The organism is Vibrio cyclitrophicus, from assembly GCF_024347435.1.
GTDB classification, from domain to species: domain Bacteria; phylum Pseudomonadota; class Gammaproteobacteria; order Enterobacterales; family Vibrionaceae; genus Vibrio; species Vibrio cyclitrophicus.
In genome coordinates this window covers 2,317,689-2,335,382 of record NZ_AP025480.1, presented here as the reverse complement: position 1 = coordinate 2,335,382, position 17,694 = coordinate 2,317,689, and the positions used below count along the sequence as shown (strand labels likewise).

14 protein-coding genes are annotated in these 17,694 nt (G+C 43.6%); 10 read left to right on the top strand and 4 right to left on the bottom strand.

The features are described from left to right. Positions 1–102: 102 nt before the first annotated feature. On the top strand, positions 103–936 hold the full coding sequence (locus tag OCW38_RS10275; protein WP_016800948.1) for a 4'-phosphopantetheinyl transferase family protein: 834 nt from the start codon (positions 103–105) through the stop codon (positions 934–936). 20 nt (positions 937–956) lie between these two features. Here OCW38_RS10275 and OCW38_RS10270 read toward each other — a convergent pair whose 3' ends face one another. Further along, positions 957–1,364, bottom strand: coding sequence for a thioesterase family protein (locus OCW38_RS10270; RefSeq protein WP_016767075.1), 408 nt, complete (start codon positions 1,362–1,364; stop codon positions 957–959). Between the two features lie 356 nt (positions 1,365–1,720). Here OCW38_RS10270 and OCW38_RS10265 point away from each other — a divergent pair, with 356 nt between their 5' ends. The 3 genes from OCW38_RS10265 (at position 1,721) to OCW38_RS10255 (ending at position 4,901) form a co-directional block, all read left to right on the top strand. Then, complete coding sequence (locus OCW38_RS10265) at positions 1,721–2,716, top strand: TRAP transporter substrate-binding protein (RefSeq protein ID WP_012604509.1); 996 nt, start codon at positions 1,721–1,723, stop codon at positions 2,714–2,716. A gap of 65 nt (positions 2,717–2,781) precedes the next feature. After that, positions 2,782–3,537, top strand: coding sequence for a TRAP transporter small permease (locus tag OCW38_RS10260; RefSeq protein ID WP_016791994.1), 756 nt, complete (start codon positions 2,782–2,784; stop codon positions 3,535–3,537). 2 nt (positions 3,538–3,539) lie between these two features. Continuing rightward, the gene (locus tag OCW38_RS10255) at positions 3,540–4,901 is read left to right on the top strand and encodes a TRAP transporter large permease (protein WP_004736074.1); all 1,362 of its coding nucleotides are present in this window, start codon (positions 3,540–3,542) and stop codon (positions 4,899–4,901) included. A gap of 33 nt (positions 4,902–4,934) precedes the next feature. Here the strand turns inward: OCW38_RS10255 and OCW38_RS10250 are convergent, their stop codons facing one another. The 3 genes from OCW38_RS10250 to OCW38_RS10240 all read right to left on the bottom strand — a co-directional run bounded on the left by OCW38_RS10250 (position 4,935) and on the right by OCW38_RS10240 (position 8,464). Continuing rightward, positions 4,935–5,108, bottom strand: coding sequence for a hypothetical protein (locus OCW38_RS10250; RefSeq protein WP_016767079.1), 174 nt, complete (start codon positions 5,106–5,108; stop codon positions 4,935–4,937). A gap of 78 nt (positions 5,109–5,186) precedes the next feature. Next, positions 5,187–6,536 carry a sigma-54-dependent transcriptional regulator gene (locus OCW38_RS10245; protein WP_016784702.1) on the bottom strand — a complete coding sequence of 450 codons (1,350 nt, stop codon included), beginning with the start codon at positions 6,534–6,536 and terminating at the stop codon, positions 5,187–5,189. A gap of 95 nt (positions 6,537–6,631) precedes the next feature. Then, positions 6,632–8,464 carry a sensor histidine kinase gene (locus tag OCW38_RS10240; protein ID WP_016791996.1) on the bottom strand — a complete coding sequence of 611 codons (1,833 nt, stop codon included), beginning with the start codon at positions 8,462–8,464 and terminating at the stop codon, positions 6,632–6,634. A 638-nt stretch (positions 8,465–9,102) separates the two neighbouring features. Here OCW38_RS10240 and tig point away from each other — a divergent pair. From tig to ppiD, 6 genes are all read left to right on the top strand, one after another. Next, positions 9,103–10,401 (top strand): trigger factor, encoded by a 1,299-nt coding sequence (tig, locus tag OCW38_RS10235; RefSeq protein ID WP_010439497.1) that lies wholly within the window; start codon positions 9,103–9,105, stop codon positions 10,399–10,401. Between the two features lie 105 nt (positions 10,402–10,506). Further along, positions 10,507–11,133 (top strand): ATP-dependent Clp endopeptidase proteolytic subunit ClpP, encoded by a 627-nt coding sequence (gene clpP, locus OCW38_RS10230; protein WP_004736080.1) that lies wholly within the window; start codon positions 10,507–10,509, stop codon positions 11,131–11,133. An 81-nt stretch (positions 11,134–11,214) separates the two neighbouring features. After that, positions 11,215–12,495, top strand: a complete 1,281-nt coding sequence (clpX, locus tag OCW38_RS10225; protein ID WP_010439502.1) for an ATP-dependent protease ATP-binding subunit ClpX — start codon at positions 11,215–11,217, stop codon at positions 12,493–12,495. A 132-nt stretch (positions 12,496–12,627) separates the two neighbouring features. Further along, entirely contained in the window at positions 12,628–14,979 is a 2,352-nt protein-coding gene (gene lon, locus OCW38_RS10220; RefSeq protein ID WP_010439506.1) for an endopeptidase La, read from the top strand. Between the two features lie 191 nt (positions 14,980–15,170). Continuing rightward, positions 15,171–15,443, top strand: coding sequence for an HU family DNA-binding protein (locus OCW38_RS10215; RefSeq protein ID WP_004736083.1), 273 nt, complete (start codon positions 15,171–15,173; stop codon positions 15,441–15,443). A gap of 221 nt (positions 15,444–15,664) precedes the next feature. Beyond that, positions 15,665–17,530 carry a peptidylprolyl isomerase gene (gene ppiD / locus OCW38_RS10210; protein ID WP_261893944.1) on the top strand — a complete coding sequence of 622 codons (1,866 nt, stop codon included), beginning with the start codon at positions 15,665–15,667 and terminating at the stop codon, positions 17,528–17,530. Positions 17,531–17,694: the final 164 nt, after the last annotated feature.

Below are 17,694 nucleotides of genomic sequence, written 5' to 3'. Positions count from 1 at the left end.
TTCTCTATGTTTATAGCAAATCATAGGTGAGTTAAATTTGTTCGTTTTGATGTTTTTTTGATAGCTTGATGAGAGTGATTTTAATAAATGAGTGCTAGAGATATGGGAATACCGATTGTGGATTTGTGGCTTTGCTCCCTGAGTGATTTACATGATGATATCGATAGCGTGTTGTACTTAAAACAGAGGCTCACGATGGATGAGATAGCCAAAGTTGATCGCTATCGAATGCCCTCATCTCAGGTTCAAGCTTTGTACGTTCGTAACTATCTAAGAAAGGTGTTGTCTTGCTATTCTGATTTGAGGCCAGAAGAGTGGCGGTTTGAATATGGCGAGAAAGGAAAGCCAAGTTTAGTCGCCGAACAGCAACTCAAGACGGGGTTAAATTTCAATATTAGTCATAGCAAAGAACATTTGTTGATTGCAGTTTGCCAGATAGAAGGGAAGCAAGTTCAATTGGGTGTTGATATTGAACACGCAAGAAGTTCGACCAATATCGACTCGATCATGAAGCACTACTTTTCAGATAAAGAATTGGCGGATTTACTTGAGCTCAGCAAAGAAGAACAGAGAGAGCGTTTTTTCGATCTGTGGGCGTTGAAAGAGTCGTACATCAAAGCTACGGGTCATGGGTTAGCCACATCGTTGCGAAGCTTTTCGTTCGAATTCTCCAATCTGACGGAGCAAACATTTCCAATTCACGCTTCGGATTTTCAACCAAACTTGCAAGATGAAATTAGATTGTATCGCGAAATTAGGCTACATAATGGAATCAGGTTGGATTTGGATTCTGCTGAACAAAGCGATGTTTCTACAAGTTGGCAATGTTGCCTAGGGCGATTAGATGACCAGTACCGTTTTGCCGTGACCCTTGGTGGAAATTTGCTACCCATGCAGATAGAGATGAGAACCTTTTCGTTGTCTCATCTCTTTTAAGCTAGTTTGGTGAGACGAAGTTAGCTCGTTTCGCCAAGCATCGCTTTTAATACTTCGGCAGGTACGGGCTGCAGTTGCTTGTCTTTATCTAGGCAAACCATTTCGATATCACCAATCACCGCAGGCTTAGTTGCATCTTTGCGCCACACTTCTTGTCGCCATAGCGTTTTGTATTTTCCATCGAGTTCAAAAGAGGTTCGGATGTCGCAGATCTCAGCGAACTCAACTCCATCTTGAAAAGTCATGTTGGCTTTATAGACCGCAAAACCTAATCCTTGCTCATTCCACAATTCTGCCAGTTTATCGCTACCCAAGACATGTTCGCGCGCACGCTCGAAGTATTTAAGAAAGTTCGGGTGATAAACCACACCTGAGTGATCGGTATCTTCATAGTAAATTTGTACTGGGTGATGGTAGATCTGACTCATTGGTATCAACTCTTGTTAAGTAGTGGAGTGGTAAATCTGGCTAAGTTGTGCAGCACTCTACAGGATAGGTAGAAATTACTTCAAGGCATCATCGACTATCGAGCTTTTGGTCAGACCTCATTCGGCCTTATTCATTACTAATACGTTGGTCAGCTTCCACCCATTTACAAATATTCTATGTGTCATTTTCCACCCATTAATTTTTGCGGCGAGTTGGCGACTACTACAGGCAAATATCATGAAGCCTTACGGTTAAAGGGTTGTTAATGGTTTGTGTCATTGTGGCGCGCTAATTGCCTTAGTGAAAGCACGCAGTTCCCATTGAAGGGCTGCTTTGTTTACTAAGGAGAATAATAATGTTTAAGCCTCTTACCCTGCTGTCTGTATCTGCTCTGGCGCTCACAAGTTTTAATGCTGCTGCAAACTGTGACCCAGGTGAAATCGTGATTAAATTCAGTCATGTAACCAATACCGATAAGCACCCGAAAGGCATTGCCGCTTCTTTACTGGAAGAGCGAGTAAACACGGAAATGAATGGGAAAGCTTGTATGCAAGTTTTCCCAAACTCAACACTCTACGATGATAATAAAGTACTGGAAGCCCTGTTAAATGGTGATGTTCAAATGGCGGCACCATCGCTGTCTAAATTTGAGAAGTTCACTAAGAAATACCGCATTTTTGACCTTCCTTTCCTATTTGAAGACGTAGAAGCTGTTGACCGTTTCCAAAACTCAGAGTCTGGCGAAAAGCTGAAGAACGCGATGAAGCGTCGTGGCCTTCAAGGACTAGCGTTTTGGCACAATGGCATGAAACAGATGTCAGCAAACAAACCTCTTATCAATCCTGAAGACGCGGAAGGTTTGAAATTCCGTGTTCAAGCATCAGACGTATTGGTTGCTCAGTTTGAACAGCTGGGTGCTAACCCACAGAAGATGTCTTTCAAAGAAGTATACGGTGGCCTACAAACTAAGGTTATCGATGGCCAAGAGAACACATGGTCAAACATCTACGGTAAGAAGTTCTTTGAAGTACAAGACGGCGTGACAGAAACTAACCACGGTATCCTTGATTACCTGGTAGTAACGTCAAACGACTTCTGGAAAGACCTACCTGAAGATGTACGCACGCAACTTGGCACTATCGTTCAAGAAGTGTCTGAGACTCGTAACGCAGAATCTTCAAAAGTTAACCTAGCGAACAAAAACAACATCATCGAAGCGGGTGGTGAGGTTCGTACGCTTACGCCTGAACAGCGTGAAGCATGGGTAACTGCGCTTCAACCAGTATGGAAGAAGTTTGAAAAAGACATCGGTTCAGATCTTATCGATGCAGCGTTAGCTTCAAACCAATAACACCGCTAAAGGAGTGGCGTGCATTTCGCCACTCCTTATTAAAATAACTATAAGCGGAGTCAATTATGGATAATCCTCAAATGGAACAACCAAATTCTAGCGAATCAGCACTGGAAACCTCTCTTTTTTCCAAAGTCGGAAGAGTTACGGATGTGATTGAAGAGTCATTAATCGCATTTTTCCTTGGCGCAATGACGCTACTTACTTTTGCCAATGTGGTGTTTCGATACGCATTCAACGACAACATCTTATGGGCACTGGAACTGACCGTGTTCATGTTCGCTTGGATGGTGTTAGTAGGCGCATCTTATGGCGTCAAAAAGCACTTCCACATTGGCGTTGATGTGATCATTAACCTTGCCCCAGAAAAGCTACGTAAAGTGTATGCGTTAATCGCCGTTGCAAGTTGCCTAGCATTCTCAATCCTACTTCTTATCGGTTCTTGGAATTACTGGTACCCGTTCGCGACTGAGCGCGCTTGGTATGAAACCGATGATATTCCAATGCCAGAGATGCTTCAGTTTCTTGCCGACTGGCTGAATGAAGGCGAGCGATACGAGAAATTGCCACGTTTTATTCCTTACATGGCACTGCCGATTGGTATGGCAATGCTGACGTTCCGATTCATCCAAATCGCTTATCAAGTGGCGACGGGTAAACTTGACCGCATGATTGCAGGCCATGAAGCCGAAGAAGAGCTGGATGCATTGAAAGCTGATGTTTTAGCGGGTTCTGATGAAGACGCGACAGCGGTATTGGATTCGACTAAGCCAAACAAGGCGAATGAGTCGGGTACAAAATCTAACGGTAAGGAAGACTAATCATGGCAATGTTATTTCTATTTTTAATGGTAATTGCTTTCATGTTGGTCGGTGTGCCAATTGCGATTTCCCTCGGTTTATCAAGCGTCATATTCTTATTGATGCATTCAGATGCTTCTTTGGCATCCGTTGCACAAACGCTGTTTAATGCATTTGCAGGCCACTACACACTCTTAGCGATTCCTTTCTTTATCTTGGCCTCTAGCTTTATGTCTACTGGTGGCGTGGCGAAACGTATTATCCGTTTTGCTATCGCAATGGTGGGTTGGTTCCGCGGCGGTTTGGCAATGGCATCGGTTGTGGCGTGTATGATGTTCGCAGCGTTATCTGGGTCGTCTCCTGCAACGGTAGTAGCAATCGGTAGTATTGTTATCGCGGGTATGATCAAAAACGGCTACACGAAAGAGTTCGCGGCAGGGGTTATCTGTAACGCGGGTACGTTGGGTATCTTGATTCCACCATCTATCGTTATGGTGGTTTACGCTGCGGCGACGGATGTATCTGTAGGTCGTATGTTCTTAGGTGGCGTGATTCCTGGCCTGTTGGCGGGTGTGATGTTGATGATAGCTATCTACATTGCAGCACGTATTAAAAAAATTCCTGCACAGCCATTTGTGGGCTGGGGTGAGATGTTCGCAGCAGCAAAAGACGCAAGTTGGGGTCTGCTACTGATTGTCATCATTTTGGGTGGTATCTACGGCGGTATCTTTACTCCGACAGAAGCGGCGGCTGTTGCAGCGGTTTACGCGTTTTTCATTGCCAATTTTATCTACAAAGATATGGGGCCGTTTGCGGACAAGAAGAATACAAAACCTGCTTTGGTGAAAGTGTTCCAAACGTTTTTTCATAAAGACACCAAAGACACGCTCTATGATGCCGGCAAGTTGACCATCATGTTGCTGTTTATCATTGCCAATGCTCTGATTCTTAAGCATGTACTGACAGAAGAACGCATTCCTCAGATGATCACTGAGTCTATGCTTTCTGCAGGCTTAGGTCCGATCACCTTCTTGATTGTGGTGAACGTTCTACTCTTGATTGGTGGGCAGTTCATGGAGCCATCAGGCTTGCTGATCATCGTAGCACCTTTGGTATTCCCAATTGCAATTGCACTTGGCATCGACCCTATTCACCTAGGTATCATGATGGTGGTGAACATGGAGATAGGGATGATAACGCCGCCTGTGGGGCTTAATCTGTTTGTGACAGCAGGTGTCGCCAAGATGTCGATGATGAACGTGGTGAAAGCGGCATTGCCTTGGGTAGGCGTGATGTTCTTATTCCTGATTATCGTAACTTACGTACCTTGGGTATCAACATGGTTACCAACCACGTTGATGGGGCCAGAAATCATCACTAAGTAGGATGTTATGTCATTTTAAAAAGGTGAGGAGGTATTAAACCTCCTCATCAATATTCCTACCGAAGTTCAAGTAAGAGTCGCTCTGTTGATAGAGGGCTCTTTTTGCTTCTAGTTCCGGCGTGTTTAAGTCGACATGTTGATCGATATAATAAACACCGTCGATCTCCATTGTGTCGGTAATTGATGGAACTTTTGTTTTCTCACCCATAACCATTTTCCTATCAACTTTATTGCATAACATCCTGTTAGCGGTTTAAGTATAGGTGATCTTGCTCGCATATCTAATTTAGTTTTCGCTCTGTCGGTATGACTCTTTCGCAAGTTGATGTTTTTGCATCTTGTCATAGAGGGTTTTGCGCGGAAGTTGCAGCCTTTCCATGGTCTCTTTTATACTGCCGTTACACTCAATAAGTGCTTGCTTTAGAGTGCTTTTCTCAAAGTCAGAGACCAACTCAGCTAGCGATAAATGCTGGTTTGATTCAACGGTGTTGTCTGATAAGTGAGAAAGCTTGCCTAAAAGTACAAAACGCTCGGCAGTATTACGTAATTCTCGTACATTTCCGGGCCAATCATGAGCTAAAAGTGCGTGCAGTTCTGTTTGTGGAAGTGCAGGGGCTGTTTTGCCATAACGAGCCGCCGCGACGAGCAAGAAATGGTGAAAGAGTGCAGGTATATCTTCTTGGCGACTTCTTAATGGCGGCAAGTCTAAAGTAACTACATTGAGCCGATAATAGAGATCTTGGCGGAAAGATCCTTCCTCAGAAGCTTTTTTTAGGTCGACTTTAGTTGCAGCAATCACGCGAATATCGAGCGGTACTAATCCGTTCGAGCCGACTCTTTCAATGACTCGCTCTTGTAATACGCGCAATAGTCGTATTTGCGCCTGCATTGGCATGGATTCTATTTCATCTAAGAATAGGGTGCCGCCTTGCGCAAACTCGAACTTACCTACACGTTTGTTTTCGGCTCCCGTAAAAGCACCTTTTTCATGACCATAGAGCTCACTTTCAATCAGGTTTTCAGGAACGGCGCCACAGTTGACCGCAACAAAGTTTTGCTCTCGGCGACTGCTTTGTTCATGCAGAGAACGAGCAACTAGCTCTTTGCCCGTCCCCGTTTCGCCAAACAATAAAATATCGGCGTTGGTATCGGCAACATGAGTGATGATAGAACGTAGCTCTGTCATAGATTGTGTGTCACCAATGATTCTCGGTCCTAGTGCTTTACTCGCCTTCAATGAGCGCTTGAGTTCTTGGTTTTCGAGAGTTAACTGGCGTTTTTCGATGGCGCGTTTGGTCGTCTCAATTAAGCGTTCATTCGCAAAGGGCTTTTCAATGAAATCATAGGCACCGTTATGGATAGCTTGAACGGCCATTGAGATATCACCATGACCAGTGATCATGATGACCGGGATTTCTTTGTCTTTATGCATGACCGTGCTGAGTAGGTCATGCCCAGAAATACCCGGCAAACAGATATCGGTAATGATCACGTGGGGAAGACCATTTTTCTGGATGGCGATCAGCGCAGATTCTGCATCGGGAAAGAATTCGGCGTCAATCTCGGCAAGTTCAAAGCTTTGCTCAATGGCCATTCTTAGATCGGATTCATCATCAATGAAATAGACGTGACACATAGTTTATTCCTTTACTCTTTTATTCTAATTATCGTTGAGTTTGTTTGCTTGTTTGCTTGTTTGCTTGTGAAGTTAGCTAATTTAATGAGTTAGCCTTAATCTGCTTGCGCGCGTTCTGTTCGTGCACGGTGCTCATCAGGCACAATTGGGAGTTCGATACTAAAACGAGCGCCACCTTGTGGGCTGCTATCGGTCAACAGTTTTCCGTTAATTCCACCGATTATTTGTTGAGAAATCGATAGCCCGAGTCCAAGACCATTTTTTTTGGTGGTATGGAAGGGTTCAAAAAAACCTCCCGTCGAAGGTGACATAAAGCCGGGGCCATTATCATCAACGTGAATCAACAGAGTTTTTGATTGTTCATTATTTGATTCCCTAATCTCTAACAGGATAGCCAATTGTTTATCTTCTTGATTTTCCATAGCTTGAACTGCATTGGTCAGTAGGTTAATGATTACCTGTTCCAGTTGAATCGCATTGGCGAGCACGCAAGCATTGAAGGTTTCAGGGAGCTCATTTACTTTGACTCGCTCAGTTTTCAATTGCGGTTTCATCAGCTCTTTAGAGGAATGAAGAACAGGCAATATCTGCAATGTGTGTAGCTCTTCCGCCGTGGACTTTTTTGCGAAGGAGCGAAGCTGGTGGCTAATTTTCGCCATACGATCGGTGAGTGATGAAATTCGAGATAGGTTGTCATCAACACGCTCGGTCTTTTCTTTTGCAAGAAACAGTCGGCCGTTATCGGCATAACTGCGAATCGCAGCGAGTGGGTTATTCAGTTCGTGACTGATGCTCGCTGACATTTGACCCAATACCGCTAGTTTAGCGGCTTGGATAAGCTCATCTTGTGTTTGCCTGAGCACCCGTTCTGTTTCGATACGCTGTTTGATCTCGATATGGAGTTCAGAGGTTCTTTCGAGGACTTGAAACTCGAGTTTTTGTTTGGCTTCAGATTGTAGCCTATCGATTTGCGTACGTCTTTGTTGGCGGTGATGGTTGAGTTGCATCGTGAGATAGATAATGGCAAACACTAAACTCAGCACCACAAGGTAAGCGATGAGATCCCACCAAACTAAGTGTGTTGGAGAAAATACTCTGACAGTTAGTTTCGGGTCATCGAGGAAGCGTGATGAAGTAAAAAAATGTTCTTTTACGAGCTGGTGTGGTGATTGAATGCTGCTGGTGGCGCTTTCTAAGTCTCCTGAAAAGTGAAGGCTCTCGATCTTGGTATCAAGGTATTGTCTGCTTTCTTGAATGCGAGTTTTTTGCGCTTTATCTAAAGGTTGAAGGCTTTTGAACAACCATTCAGGCTTGCTCGACATAAAAACAATCTGGTCTTTATCGTCGGCAACAAAAAAACTCTGCTTTCCTTTCCAACTTGCTTCAATCAGTGATAAATCCATTTTTACGACAATCACGCCAATGATTTCGGCCGCGTAGGAGACAGGGTAAGAATAATAATAGCCTCGCTTTCCCGAGGTAGAACCTAAAGCAAAGTACTGGTTTTCATTGCCGAGAATTGCTTGTTGATAGTAGGGACGAAAAGCAAAGTTACGTCCAACGAAAGAGTGTTTCAGGTTCCAGTTACTAGCAGCTATGGTGGTACCGATACTGTCGAGTAGGTAAGTGTCGGACGCTTGAATTACTGTGTTTACGTGCTCTAGATAGCGATTAGTCAGCTCGATTTGCGCGGAATTACTTGGTGAGTGTAGGGCATCGACTAGTTCTTTATCTTTTGAGAGCAGTTCTGGGATATGGGCAAACTTATCCAATTGGCTAGAAATATGAACGGAAAATCGATCTAACTTAGACTGGTGATCATTTAACAAACTTTGATGGCTTGTGCTCCATACCCAGTGACCACCGAGAACCATCAGCAAGACATAGGTGATGAGCAGTAGTAAAGGGATTCTTAAAGCTCGAAACATGAACGCTCTCCGCTAAATTCTAGGTAAACAAATACACCTGTGTTTTCTCGTTTATGACAGCAACTAGCGGTAGTTTTTTCTTAAAATAGAGAGATAACAGATGGTGGTAGGTTAAGGCTTTGTAACGGAGATTGTTGAAAAAGTTATCGACTCTGAGGGGTAAAACAAGAGCAAGATCTCTTTTTAAGGTTTTTAGCAAAAAAAGGCCTCGATTCCCTTGAAAAAGTCGCTATTGTCCCCATTTCTGTTGTGCTAAGTGATGTTTTGATCGTTTTTTATCATTTAGTTGGACGAATTTAGAGCATTCATCATCAAGCAGAGGCGAACGGCTCGACAGAGATTAAACAGATCGCTAGAATGTCGCGTCTAAAATTTCTGTCCTGAGGCTAATCGGAGATACCTTTCTTGTTTCTGAAAACAAGCTTTGTTGCGTTTTAGTCGGCGTGTGAAGAACGAAGATATCGCTGATTAGTCTGGTGTTTAGTTGAATAATCAATTCAAACATCAATGCTCGATTTTAAATTAGGTGTTCGGATAGAGCACTACACAAGGATGCAGCCAACAACGTCGGCTTTTGAATTAAAGCTAAGTTACGGCTCATATGCTCAGATTACTGAGCCAGTTTTGAGGTTTATATAATGCAAGTTACTGTTGAAACGCTAGAAGGCCTAGAGCGCCGTCTTAATATTACTGTTCCTGCTGCTAACATCGAAGATGCAGTTACAGCTGAACTACGCAACATCGCGAAAAATCGTCGTTTCGATGGTTTCCGCAAAGGCAAAGTGCCAATGAAGATGGTTGCTAAAATGTACGGCAAAGCAGTACGTCAAGACGTGATGGGCGAAGTAATGCAACGTCACTTCATCGAAGCGATCGTTAAAGAGAAAATCAACCCAGCTGGCGCACCTACTTTCGCACCAGTTGAAAACAACGAAGGCGCTGACCTAGTATTCAATGCAACTTTTGAAGTTTACCCAGAAGTTGAGCTGAAAGGTCTAGAAAACATCACTGTTGAGAAACCTGCAGTAGAAGTTAAAGAAGCTGACGTTGAAGAGATGATCGAAACTCTACGTAAGCAACAAGCAACTTGGACTGAAGTTGAAGCTGCTGCTGACGCTGGTTCTCGTGCAACTATCGATTTCGTTGGTTCTATCGACGGTGAAGAGTTCGAAGGCGGTAAAGCTGAGAACTTCCCACTAGAAATGGGTGCTGGTCGCATGATTCCTGGTTTTGAAGACGGTATCGTTGGTAAAACAGCAGGTATGGAATTCGAAATCGACGTAAACTTCCCAGAAGATTACCACGCTGAAAACCTAAAAGGTAAAGAAGCTAAGTTTTCTATCAAGCTGAACAAAGTTGAAGCTCGTGAACTTCCAGAGCTTAACGAAGAATTCGTTTCTAAGTTTGGTGCTGCTGACGGCATTGAAGGCCTTAAAGCTGAAGTTCGTAAGAACATGGAGCGCGAGCTTAAGCAAGCTGTTAAGAACCGCATCAAAGAGCAAGCTATCGACGGTCTAGTTAACGAAAACAACATCGACGTACCTTCTGCTCTAATCGATCAAGAGATCGGTGTTCTACGTCAACAAGCTGCTCAACGTTTCGGTGGTAACACTGAAGCTGCTGACCAACTTCCTCGTGAGTTGTTCGAAGAGCAAGCTAAACGTCGCGTAGTTGTAGGTCTTCTTCTTGGTGAAGTAATCAAGACTGAAGAGCTAAAAGCTGATGATGAGAAAGTTAAAGCTATCATCGAAGAGATGGCTACAGCATACGAAGATCCAACAGAAGTTATTGCTTACTACGAGCAAAACGAGCAAATGATGAACAACATGCGCAATGTCGCTTTAGAAGAGCAAGCTATTGATGCAATCATCGCTAAAGCTCAAGTTTCTGATAAAGAAGTTAGCTTCAACGAGCTAATGAATCAGCAACCTGCTTAATATAGTAATATCTGACGTAGAAGGTTGACGTACGGTCAACAATTCTGCTAACAATGGTCCGTATGATTTAATCATTCGGGCCATTTATTTTAGGGACATAAGAATATGAGCTACCAAGAAAAAAATACAATGCCATCGATTATGGACGCACTAGTTCCTATGGTGGTTGAACAGACTTCCCGTGGTGAACGTTCTTACGATATTTATTCTCGTCTATTAAAAGAACGTATCATTTTCTTAACCGGTCAAGTGGAAGACCACATGGCAAATCTTGTCGTGGCTCAACTGCTTTTCTTGGAATCAGAAAACCCAGACAAAGATATCTATCTTTACATCAACTCACCTGGCGGTAGCGTAACAGCGGGCATGTCGATCTACGACACAATGCAGTTCATCAAGCCAAACGTGAGCACAGTATGTATGGGTCAAGCTTGCTCTATGGGTGCGTTCTTACTAGCGGGTGGTACTCCAGGTAAGCGTCACGTACTTCCAAACTCACGTGTAATGATTCACCAGCCACTTGGCGGCTTCCAAGGCCAAGCGTCTGATATTCAAATTCACGCGCAAGAGATCCTAACGATCAAACAAAAGCTAAACAAACTATTGGCAGAGCATACAGGCCAGCCTCTAGAAGTTGTTGAGCGTGATACAGATCGTGATAATTTCATGTCTGCTGATCAAGCAGTAGAATACGGTTTGGTGGATTCAGTTCTTAATCACCGCGGTCAATAATTGCAAGGCAATTGTTTAACGCAAAGTGATTCAAATTGTTATACACTCAAACATAGAGAGTAAAGGCTAAGAGGTTAGCGAATGACAGACAAAAGCAAAGAGGGTGGTAGCGGTAAACTGCTTTACTGCTCTTTCTGTGGCAAAAGCCAGCACGAAGTTCGCAAGTTAATCGCAGGTCCTTCTGTTTACATTTGTGATGAATGTGTCGATCTTTGTAACGACATTATTCGTGAAGAAATTAAAGATGTTCTTCCTAAGAAAGAATCGGAATCGCTGCCAACGCCGCGTGAGATTCGTGAGCATCTTGACGACTATGTAATCGGTCAAGAATACGCGAAAAAAGTGCTAGCAGTTGCGGTATATAACCACTACAAGCGTTTGCGTAATGGTGATACGACAGCTGAAGGCGTAGAGCTAGGTAAGAGTAACATTCTTCTTATCGGCCCTACTGGTAGTGGTAAAACACTCCTTGCTGAAACATTGGCTCGTTTCCTAGACGTTCCTTTCACAATGGCAGATGCAACTACACTAACCGAAGCAGGTTACGTGGGCGAAGATGTTGAAAACATCATCCAGAAGTTGCTTCAAAAATGTGATTATGACGTAGCGAAAGCGGAACGTGGCATTGTTTATATCGATGAAATCGACAAGATTTCTCGTAAAGCTGAAAACCCATCCATCACGCGTGACGTGTCTGGTGAAGGTGTACAGCAGGCTCTGCTAAAACTTGTTGAAGGCACCGTTGCTTCAGTTCCACCTCAAGGTGGTCGTAAGCATCCACAGCAAGAGTTCTTGCAAGTGGATACATCTAAGATCCTATTTATCTGTGGTGGTGCGTTTGCAGGCCTAGATAAGGTGATTGAGCAACGTGTAGAAACAGGTTCCGGTATCGGCTTTGGCGCAGAAGTGCGTTCTAAAGACGAAACCAAAACTATCGGTGAACTGTTCACTCAAGTAGAACCTGAAGATCTAGTGAAGTATGGTCTAATTCCAGAATTCATTGGTCGTCTACCTGTTACAACAACACTGACAGAGCTTGATGAAGAAGCGCTAATCCAAATCCTTTGTGAACCAAAGAATGCACTGACAAAACAGTACGCTGCATTATTTGAACTTGAGGATACAGAGTTAGAATTCCGCGAAGACGCACTACGTGCCATTGCTAAGAAAGCAATGAACCGTAAAACAGGTGCTCGTGGTCTACGCTCTATTTTGGAGGGTGTTCTACTGGAAACTATGTACGAACTGCCATCTTCAACTGATGTAAGCAAAGTTGTGATTGATGAGTCGGTAATTAATGGTGAGTCAGAACCACTGTTGATTTACAGTAACTCAGATAATCAAGCAGCTGCTGCAGAGTAGGTCTTTTTTAGACCACACGCTCAAATTGAAAAAGGAGGTAAGCAATTACCTCCTTTTTTTTATTCTTCCATTGAATCCAGTCGTTTAAGCCCCATATACTGCTTTATAAGTTAAAGCGGAAGAGAGAAATATATGAACTTGGAACGTTCCGAGCGTATCGAAATCCCCGTGCTACCTCTACGTGATGTAGTGGTTTACCCACACATGGTTATTCCATTGTTTGTTGGTCGTGAAAAATCGATTACTTGCCTTGAGTCGGCAATGGAAGCTAACAAACAAGTACTACTTGTAGCGCAGAAAGAAGCGGACACTGATGAGCCTTCAATCGACGACCTATTTAACGTAGGTACAGTCGCTACCATTCTTCAGTTACTAAAGCTCCCTGATGGTACGGTTAAAGTACTTGTCGAAGGTCAGCAGCGTGCAAAAATTCACCAATTCAAAGAAAGTGAATTTTTCTTAGCGGATGCCGAATACGTTGTTACTTCAGAACTTGACGAAAAAGAACAAGAAGTGGTTGTTCGTAGTGCGATCAATCAATTCGAAGGCTTTATTAAGCTAAACAAAAAGATTCCACCAGAGGTTCTAACGTCTCTGAACGGTATTGATGAGGCTGCTCGCCTTGCTGATACGATTGCTGCGCACATGCCACTTAAATTGGTAGACAAGCAGCACGTTCTAGAAATTTTAGATGTCACTGAACGTCTGGAATTCTTGATGGGCCAAATGGAGTCAGAAATTGACATCCTACAAGTTGAAAAACGCATTCGTGGCCGCGTTAAGAAACAAATGGAGAAATCTCAGCGCGAGTACTATCTGAATGAGCAAATGAAAGCGATTCAGAAAGAACTTGGCGAGATGGACGATGCACCGGATGAATTCGAGACTCTGAAGAAGAAAATCGAAGATTCTAAGATGCCTCAAGAAGCTCGTGAGAAAACAGAGCAAGAACTGCAAAAACTGAAAATGATGTCGCCAATGTCTGCTGAAGCAACAGTAGTACGTAGCTACATCGATTGGATGGTAGGCGTTCCTTGGGCTAAGCGTTCAAAAGTTAAAAAGAATTTAGCGAAAGCGGAAGAGATCTTAAATGAAGATCACTACGGCTTAGAGCGTGTTAAAGAACGTATTCTTGAATACTTGGCTGTACAAAACCGTATCAACAAACTGAAAGGTCCAATCCTTTGTCTTGTTGGTCCTCCTGGCGTTGGTAAAACCTCTCTAGGTCGTTCTATTGCTGCGGCAACGGGTCGTAAGTACACTCGTATGGCGCTAGGCGGCGTTCGTGATGAAGCTGAGATTCGTGGTCACCGTCGTACGTACATCGGTTCTCTTCCGGGTAAACTTATCCAGAAGATGTCTAAAGTTGGCGTTAAAAACCCACTGTTCCTATTAGATGAAATCGACAAGATGTCTTCTGATATGCGTGGCGACCCATCTTCAGCGCTTCTAGAAGTACTAGACCCTGAGCAAAACAACGCATTTAACGATCATTATCTAGAAGTCGATTACGATCTGTCAGATGTTATGTTTGTTGCGACGTCGAACTCGATGGACATTCCTGGCCCTCTTCTGGACCGTATGGAAGTGATTCGTTTGTCTGGTTATACAGAAGATGAAAAGCTGAATATTGCTAAGAGCCACCTATTGGACAAGCAAGTTCAACGCAACGGTCTTAAGCCTCATGAAATTGAGATTGAAGACTCTGCAATCATCGGCATTATTCGTTATTACACGCGTGAAGCAGGTGTACGTAGCCTAGAGCGTGAAATCTCTAAGATCTGTCGTAAAGCAGTTAAAAACATTTTGCTAGACAGCGACCTTAAGTCTGTAACGGTTAACATTGATAACCTGAAAGAGTACTTAGGCGTTCAACGTCATGACTTTGGTAAAGCGGATGAGAGCAATCGTATTGGTCAGGTAACTGGTCTAGCGTGGACTCAAGTGGGTGGTGACCTACTGACAATCGAAACTGAATCAATGCCAGGTAAAGGTAAGCTAACGCAAACCGGCTCATTGGGTGATGTGATGAAAGAGTCGATTCAGGCGGCAATGACCGTGGTTCGCTCTCGTGCTGAAAATCTAGGTATCAACACTGATTTTTACGAGAAACGCGATATTCACGTTCACGTGCCTGAAGGTGCGACACCAAAAGATGGCCCAAGCGCGGGTATTGCAATGTGTACTGCACTTGTTTCTAGCTTAACGGGTAATCCTGTAAAAGCTGAGGTGGGTATGACTGGTGAAATTACCCTACGAGGTGAAGTTTTACCTATCGGCGGTTTGAAAGAAAAACTGCTTGCAGCTCACCGTGGTGGCATCAAAACAGTCTTGATTCCTAAAGACAATGAGCGTGATTTGGAAGAGATTCCAGACAACGTTATTGCTGACTTGAAGGTGATTCCAGTCCAATGGATTGATGAAGTTCTTAAGGTTGCGCTAGAACGAGATCCGTCAGGGGTCGAGTTTGACGTGAAAAAATAGTGATGCGTAGCAAAAATAAGTAAAGAATTACGCTGATAGGCTCGAAAAGGCTTGTCAGCGTTTTTTTTGGACGCTAAGTTATTCGCTAAAGCGGCAATCCCTTTTGCAATAAGGCTTGCGGCGAAATAAAAACCAAAATGGAACGTACAGTCATCGAGATTTAGTCACAGATGACACATAGGGGAAAAACAGTGAATAAAACACAACTAGTAGAATCAATCGCAGAAAACGCAGACATCTCTAAAGCTTCAGCTGGTCGCGCTCTAGACGCTTTCATCGAAGCAGTTGGCACAACGCTACAATCAGGTGACCAAGTTGCACTTGTTGGCTTTGGTACTTTCAGTGTTCGTACTCGTGCTGCTCGTACAGGTCGTAACCCAAAAACTGGTGAAGAGATCCAAATCGCAGAAGCTAAAGTACCTGGCTTCAAGGCGGGTAAAGCACTTAAAGACGCATGTAACTAATTTTTGTTTGCTGGAACCTCGAATGTGAAGAGGGGAAAGCATTAACATGCGTTTACTGTTTGAACAATGATGTTTCATTCTTAGGCAGTATGTGTGCAAAGCACATTGAACTTATTTAAATTATGCGCATCCTACTGATGCGCATTTCTTTTTCTGATAATATCGCGTGAATAGATTTTTATTTTGAAGCCAATGCTTCATATCCGGAGAGCACTTAAATTATGATGGATCGATTACGCGAAGGCGTGAATAGCATCGCGGTAAAAATTATCCTTGGGTTGATTATCCTGTCATTCGTATTCGCAGGTGTAGGCAGCTACATCACCGGTGGCGGTAACAACGCAGCAGCTAAAGTTGGCAACACAGAAATTGCTCGTGGCGAGTTTGAACAAGCTTACCAAAACGAACGTAATCGCATGCAATCTCAACTTGGCGATTACTTCGCTCAAATGCTTGCAGACCCTGCATACGTAGAGTCTTTCCGTAAATCAGTCCTTGATCGCATGATCAACGATGTTCTACTTGAGCAGCAAGCTGAGTCTTTAGGTCTACGAATCAGCGATTCTCAAATCCGTACCATGATTCTAGAAATGCCTCAGTTCCAAACGGCTGGCCAATTCGATCAAGAAGTTTACCAATCAGCACTACGTCGTGCAGGTTTCAGCGCAGAAAGCTTCGCTGAATACATGCGTCGTGACCTAATGCGTAATCAACTTGTTACTGCACTTCAAGGCAGTGAATTTGTTCTTCAAGGCGAAATCGATACTCAAAGCAAACTGATTGCTCAAACTCGTGATATTCGTACTGTGACGCTTTCTGTTGCTGATTTAGCGAAAGACATTGAGCTTACCGACGAGCAGATTGAACAGTACTACTCTGAAAACCCATTAGCTTACACTCGTCCAGAGCAAGCTAAGGTGTCTTACATCGAACTTTCAGCCGAAGCACTTAAGTCGCAGCTTAAAGTGAGTGATGAAGAAGCTCAGAAATACTATGAAGAGCATCTAGATAAGTACTCAACTTCAGAGCAGCGTAAAGTTAGTCACATCCTAGTTCAAGGCGACGATGAAGCGAAAGCGCAGTCCATCCTGGACGAACTCAACGCAGGCGCTGATTTCGCAACGTTAGCGGAAGAAAAATCTGATGACTTCGGCAGTGCTGAAGTTGGTGGTGACCTAGGTTGGATCGAACGTGATGTTATGGACCCAGCATTCGAAGAAGCCGCTTTTGCTCTTCAGAATATTGGTGATACAACGGGTTTAGTTAAATCTGATTTTGGCTACCACATCATCAAGCTAGACGAACTGAAAGCATCTCAAGCTCAGCCTTACTCTGAAGTAGCGGCAGAGATTAAGACAGAGCTTCTAGACCAGCACGCAGTAGACCAGTTCTACGAACAGCAAACTGAATTAGAGAAAGTAGCGTTTGAATTCCCTGACTCTCTAGATGACTCTGCAGAAGCAATTAACGCTAAGATCACAACGACTGATTTCATCTCTCAAGTAGATGCACCAGAAGTATTGATGACGCCTGCTGTTATGCAAGCTATCTTGAGCCCAGAAGTGAAAGAAGACGGCCTAAACTCTGAAGTTATCGAAGTGGCTCCTGAACACGTGATTGTTGTTCGTGTAGAAGAGACTCGTGACGAAACAATTCTTCCTCTAGAACAAGTGAAGGATCAAGTTGTGGCTGCGCTGTCTGCTGTACAAGCCGAGCAGCAAGCGGTTGAGTTAGGTGTTTCTCTAGTGAACGAACTTAAGCAAGGCAATGAAGCAGTATTAGCGGATAACAACCTTGAGTTCACTGAACTTGAAACAATTGACCGTAACTCTCCATTGGCAGCTTCTGTATTCGCTCTAGCGAAGCCTGAAGGCGGTCAAGCGGTGTTTGGCCAATCTAAAGACCAAGACGGTAACATCGTTGTTGTAGAACTTTCTAAAGTAACGGCTGAAATCGACCCAGCTTACAGCACTCAAATTGGTGCTCAACTGGAACGAGTTGGCAACCAACAAGACCTGACCAACGTACTAAACGTACTTCGTGAAAACGCAGATGTTGAATACTACGTAGTAGGTCAAGGTCATTAAGGTTAGCTTAAATTGGCTAGCAAGATGACTTTGGTCTCTTACTACTGTCAGTCAAAACAAGGCTTTTGCTTTGCAAGTTAGGTTTATCCGATAAATCAGATTTGTGAGCTAACAAACAATCTGATGAAAACAAGATGTATAACAAAGCGGGTCACTTAGGTGAC

Bases quoted from the DNA above. Each gene is read 5' to 3' on its own strand.
- OCW38_RS10275 (WP_016800948.1), top strand. From the start codon at position 103: ATGGGAATACCGATTGTGGATTTGTGGCTTTGCTCCCTGAGTGATTTA.
- OCW38_RS10270 (WP_016767075.1), bottom strand. From the start codon at position 1,364: ATGAGTCAGATCTACCATCACCCAGTACAAATTTACTATGAAGATACC.
- OCW38_RS10265 (WP_012604509.1), top strand. From the start codon at position 1,721: ATGTTTAAGCCTCTTACCCTGCTGTCTGTATCTGCTCTGGCGCTCACA.
- OCW38_RS10260 (WP_016791994.1), top strand. From the start codon at position 2,782: ATGGATAATCCTCAAATGGAACAACCAAATTCTAGCGAATCAGCACTG.
- OCW38_RS10255 (WP_004736074.1), top strand. From the start codon at position 3,540: ATGGCAATGTTATTTCTATTTTTAATGGTAATTGCTTTCATGTTGGTC.
- OCW38_RS10250 (WP_016767079.1), bottom strand. From the start codon at position 5,108: ATGGGTGAGAAAACAAAAGTTCCATCAATTACCGACACAATGGAGATC.
- OCW38_RS10245 (WP_016784702.1), bottom strand. From the start codon at position 6,536: ATGTGTCACGTCTATTTCATTGATGATGAATCCGATCTAAGAATGGCC.
- OCW38_RS10240 (WP_016791996.1), bottom strand. From the start codon at position 8,464: ATGTTTCGAGCTTTAAGAATCCCTTTACTACTGCTCATCACCTATGTC.
- tig (WP_010439497.1), top strand. From the start codon at position 9,103: ATGCAAGTTACTGTTGAAACGCTAGAAGGCCTAGAGCGCCGTCTTAAT.
- clpP (WP_004736080.1), top strand. From the start codon at position 10,507: ATGAGCTACCAAGAAAAAAATACAATGCCATCGATTATGGACGCACTA.
- clpX (WP_010439502.1), top strand. From the start codon at position 11,215: ATGACAGACAAAAGCAAAGAGGGTGGTAGCGGTAAACTGCTTTACTGC.
- lon (WP_010439506.1), top strand. From the start codon at position 12,628: ATGAACTTGGAACGTTCCGAGCGTATCGAAATCCCCGTGCTACCTCTA.
- ppiD (WP_261893944.1), top strand. From the start codon at position 15,665: ATGATGGATCGATTACGCGAAGGCGTGAATAGCATCGCGGTAAAAATT.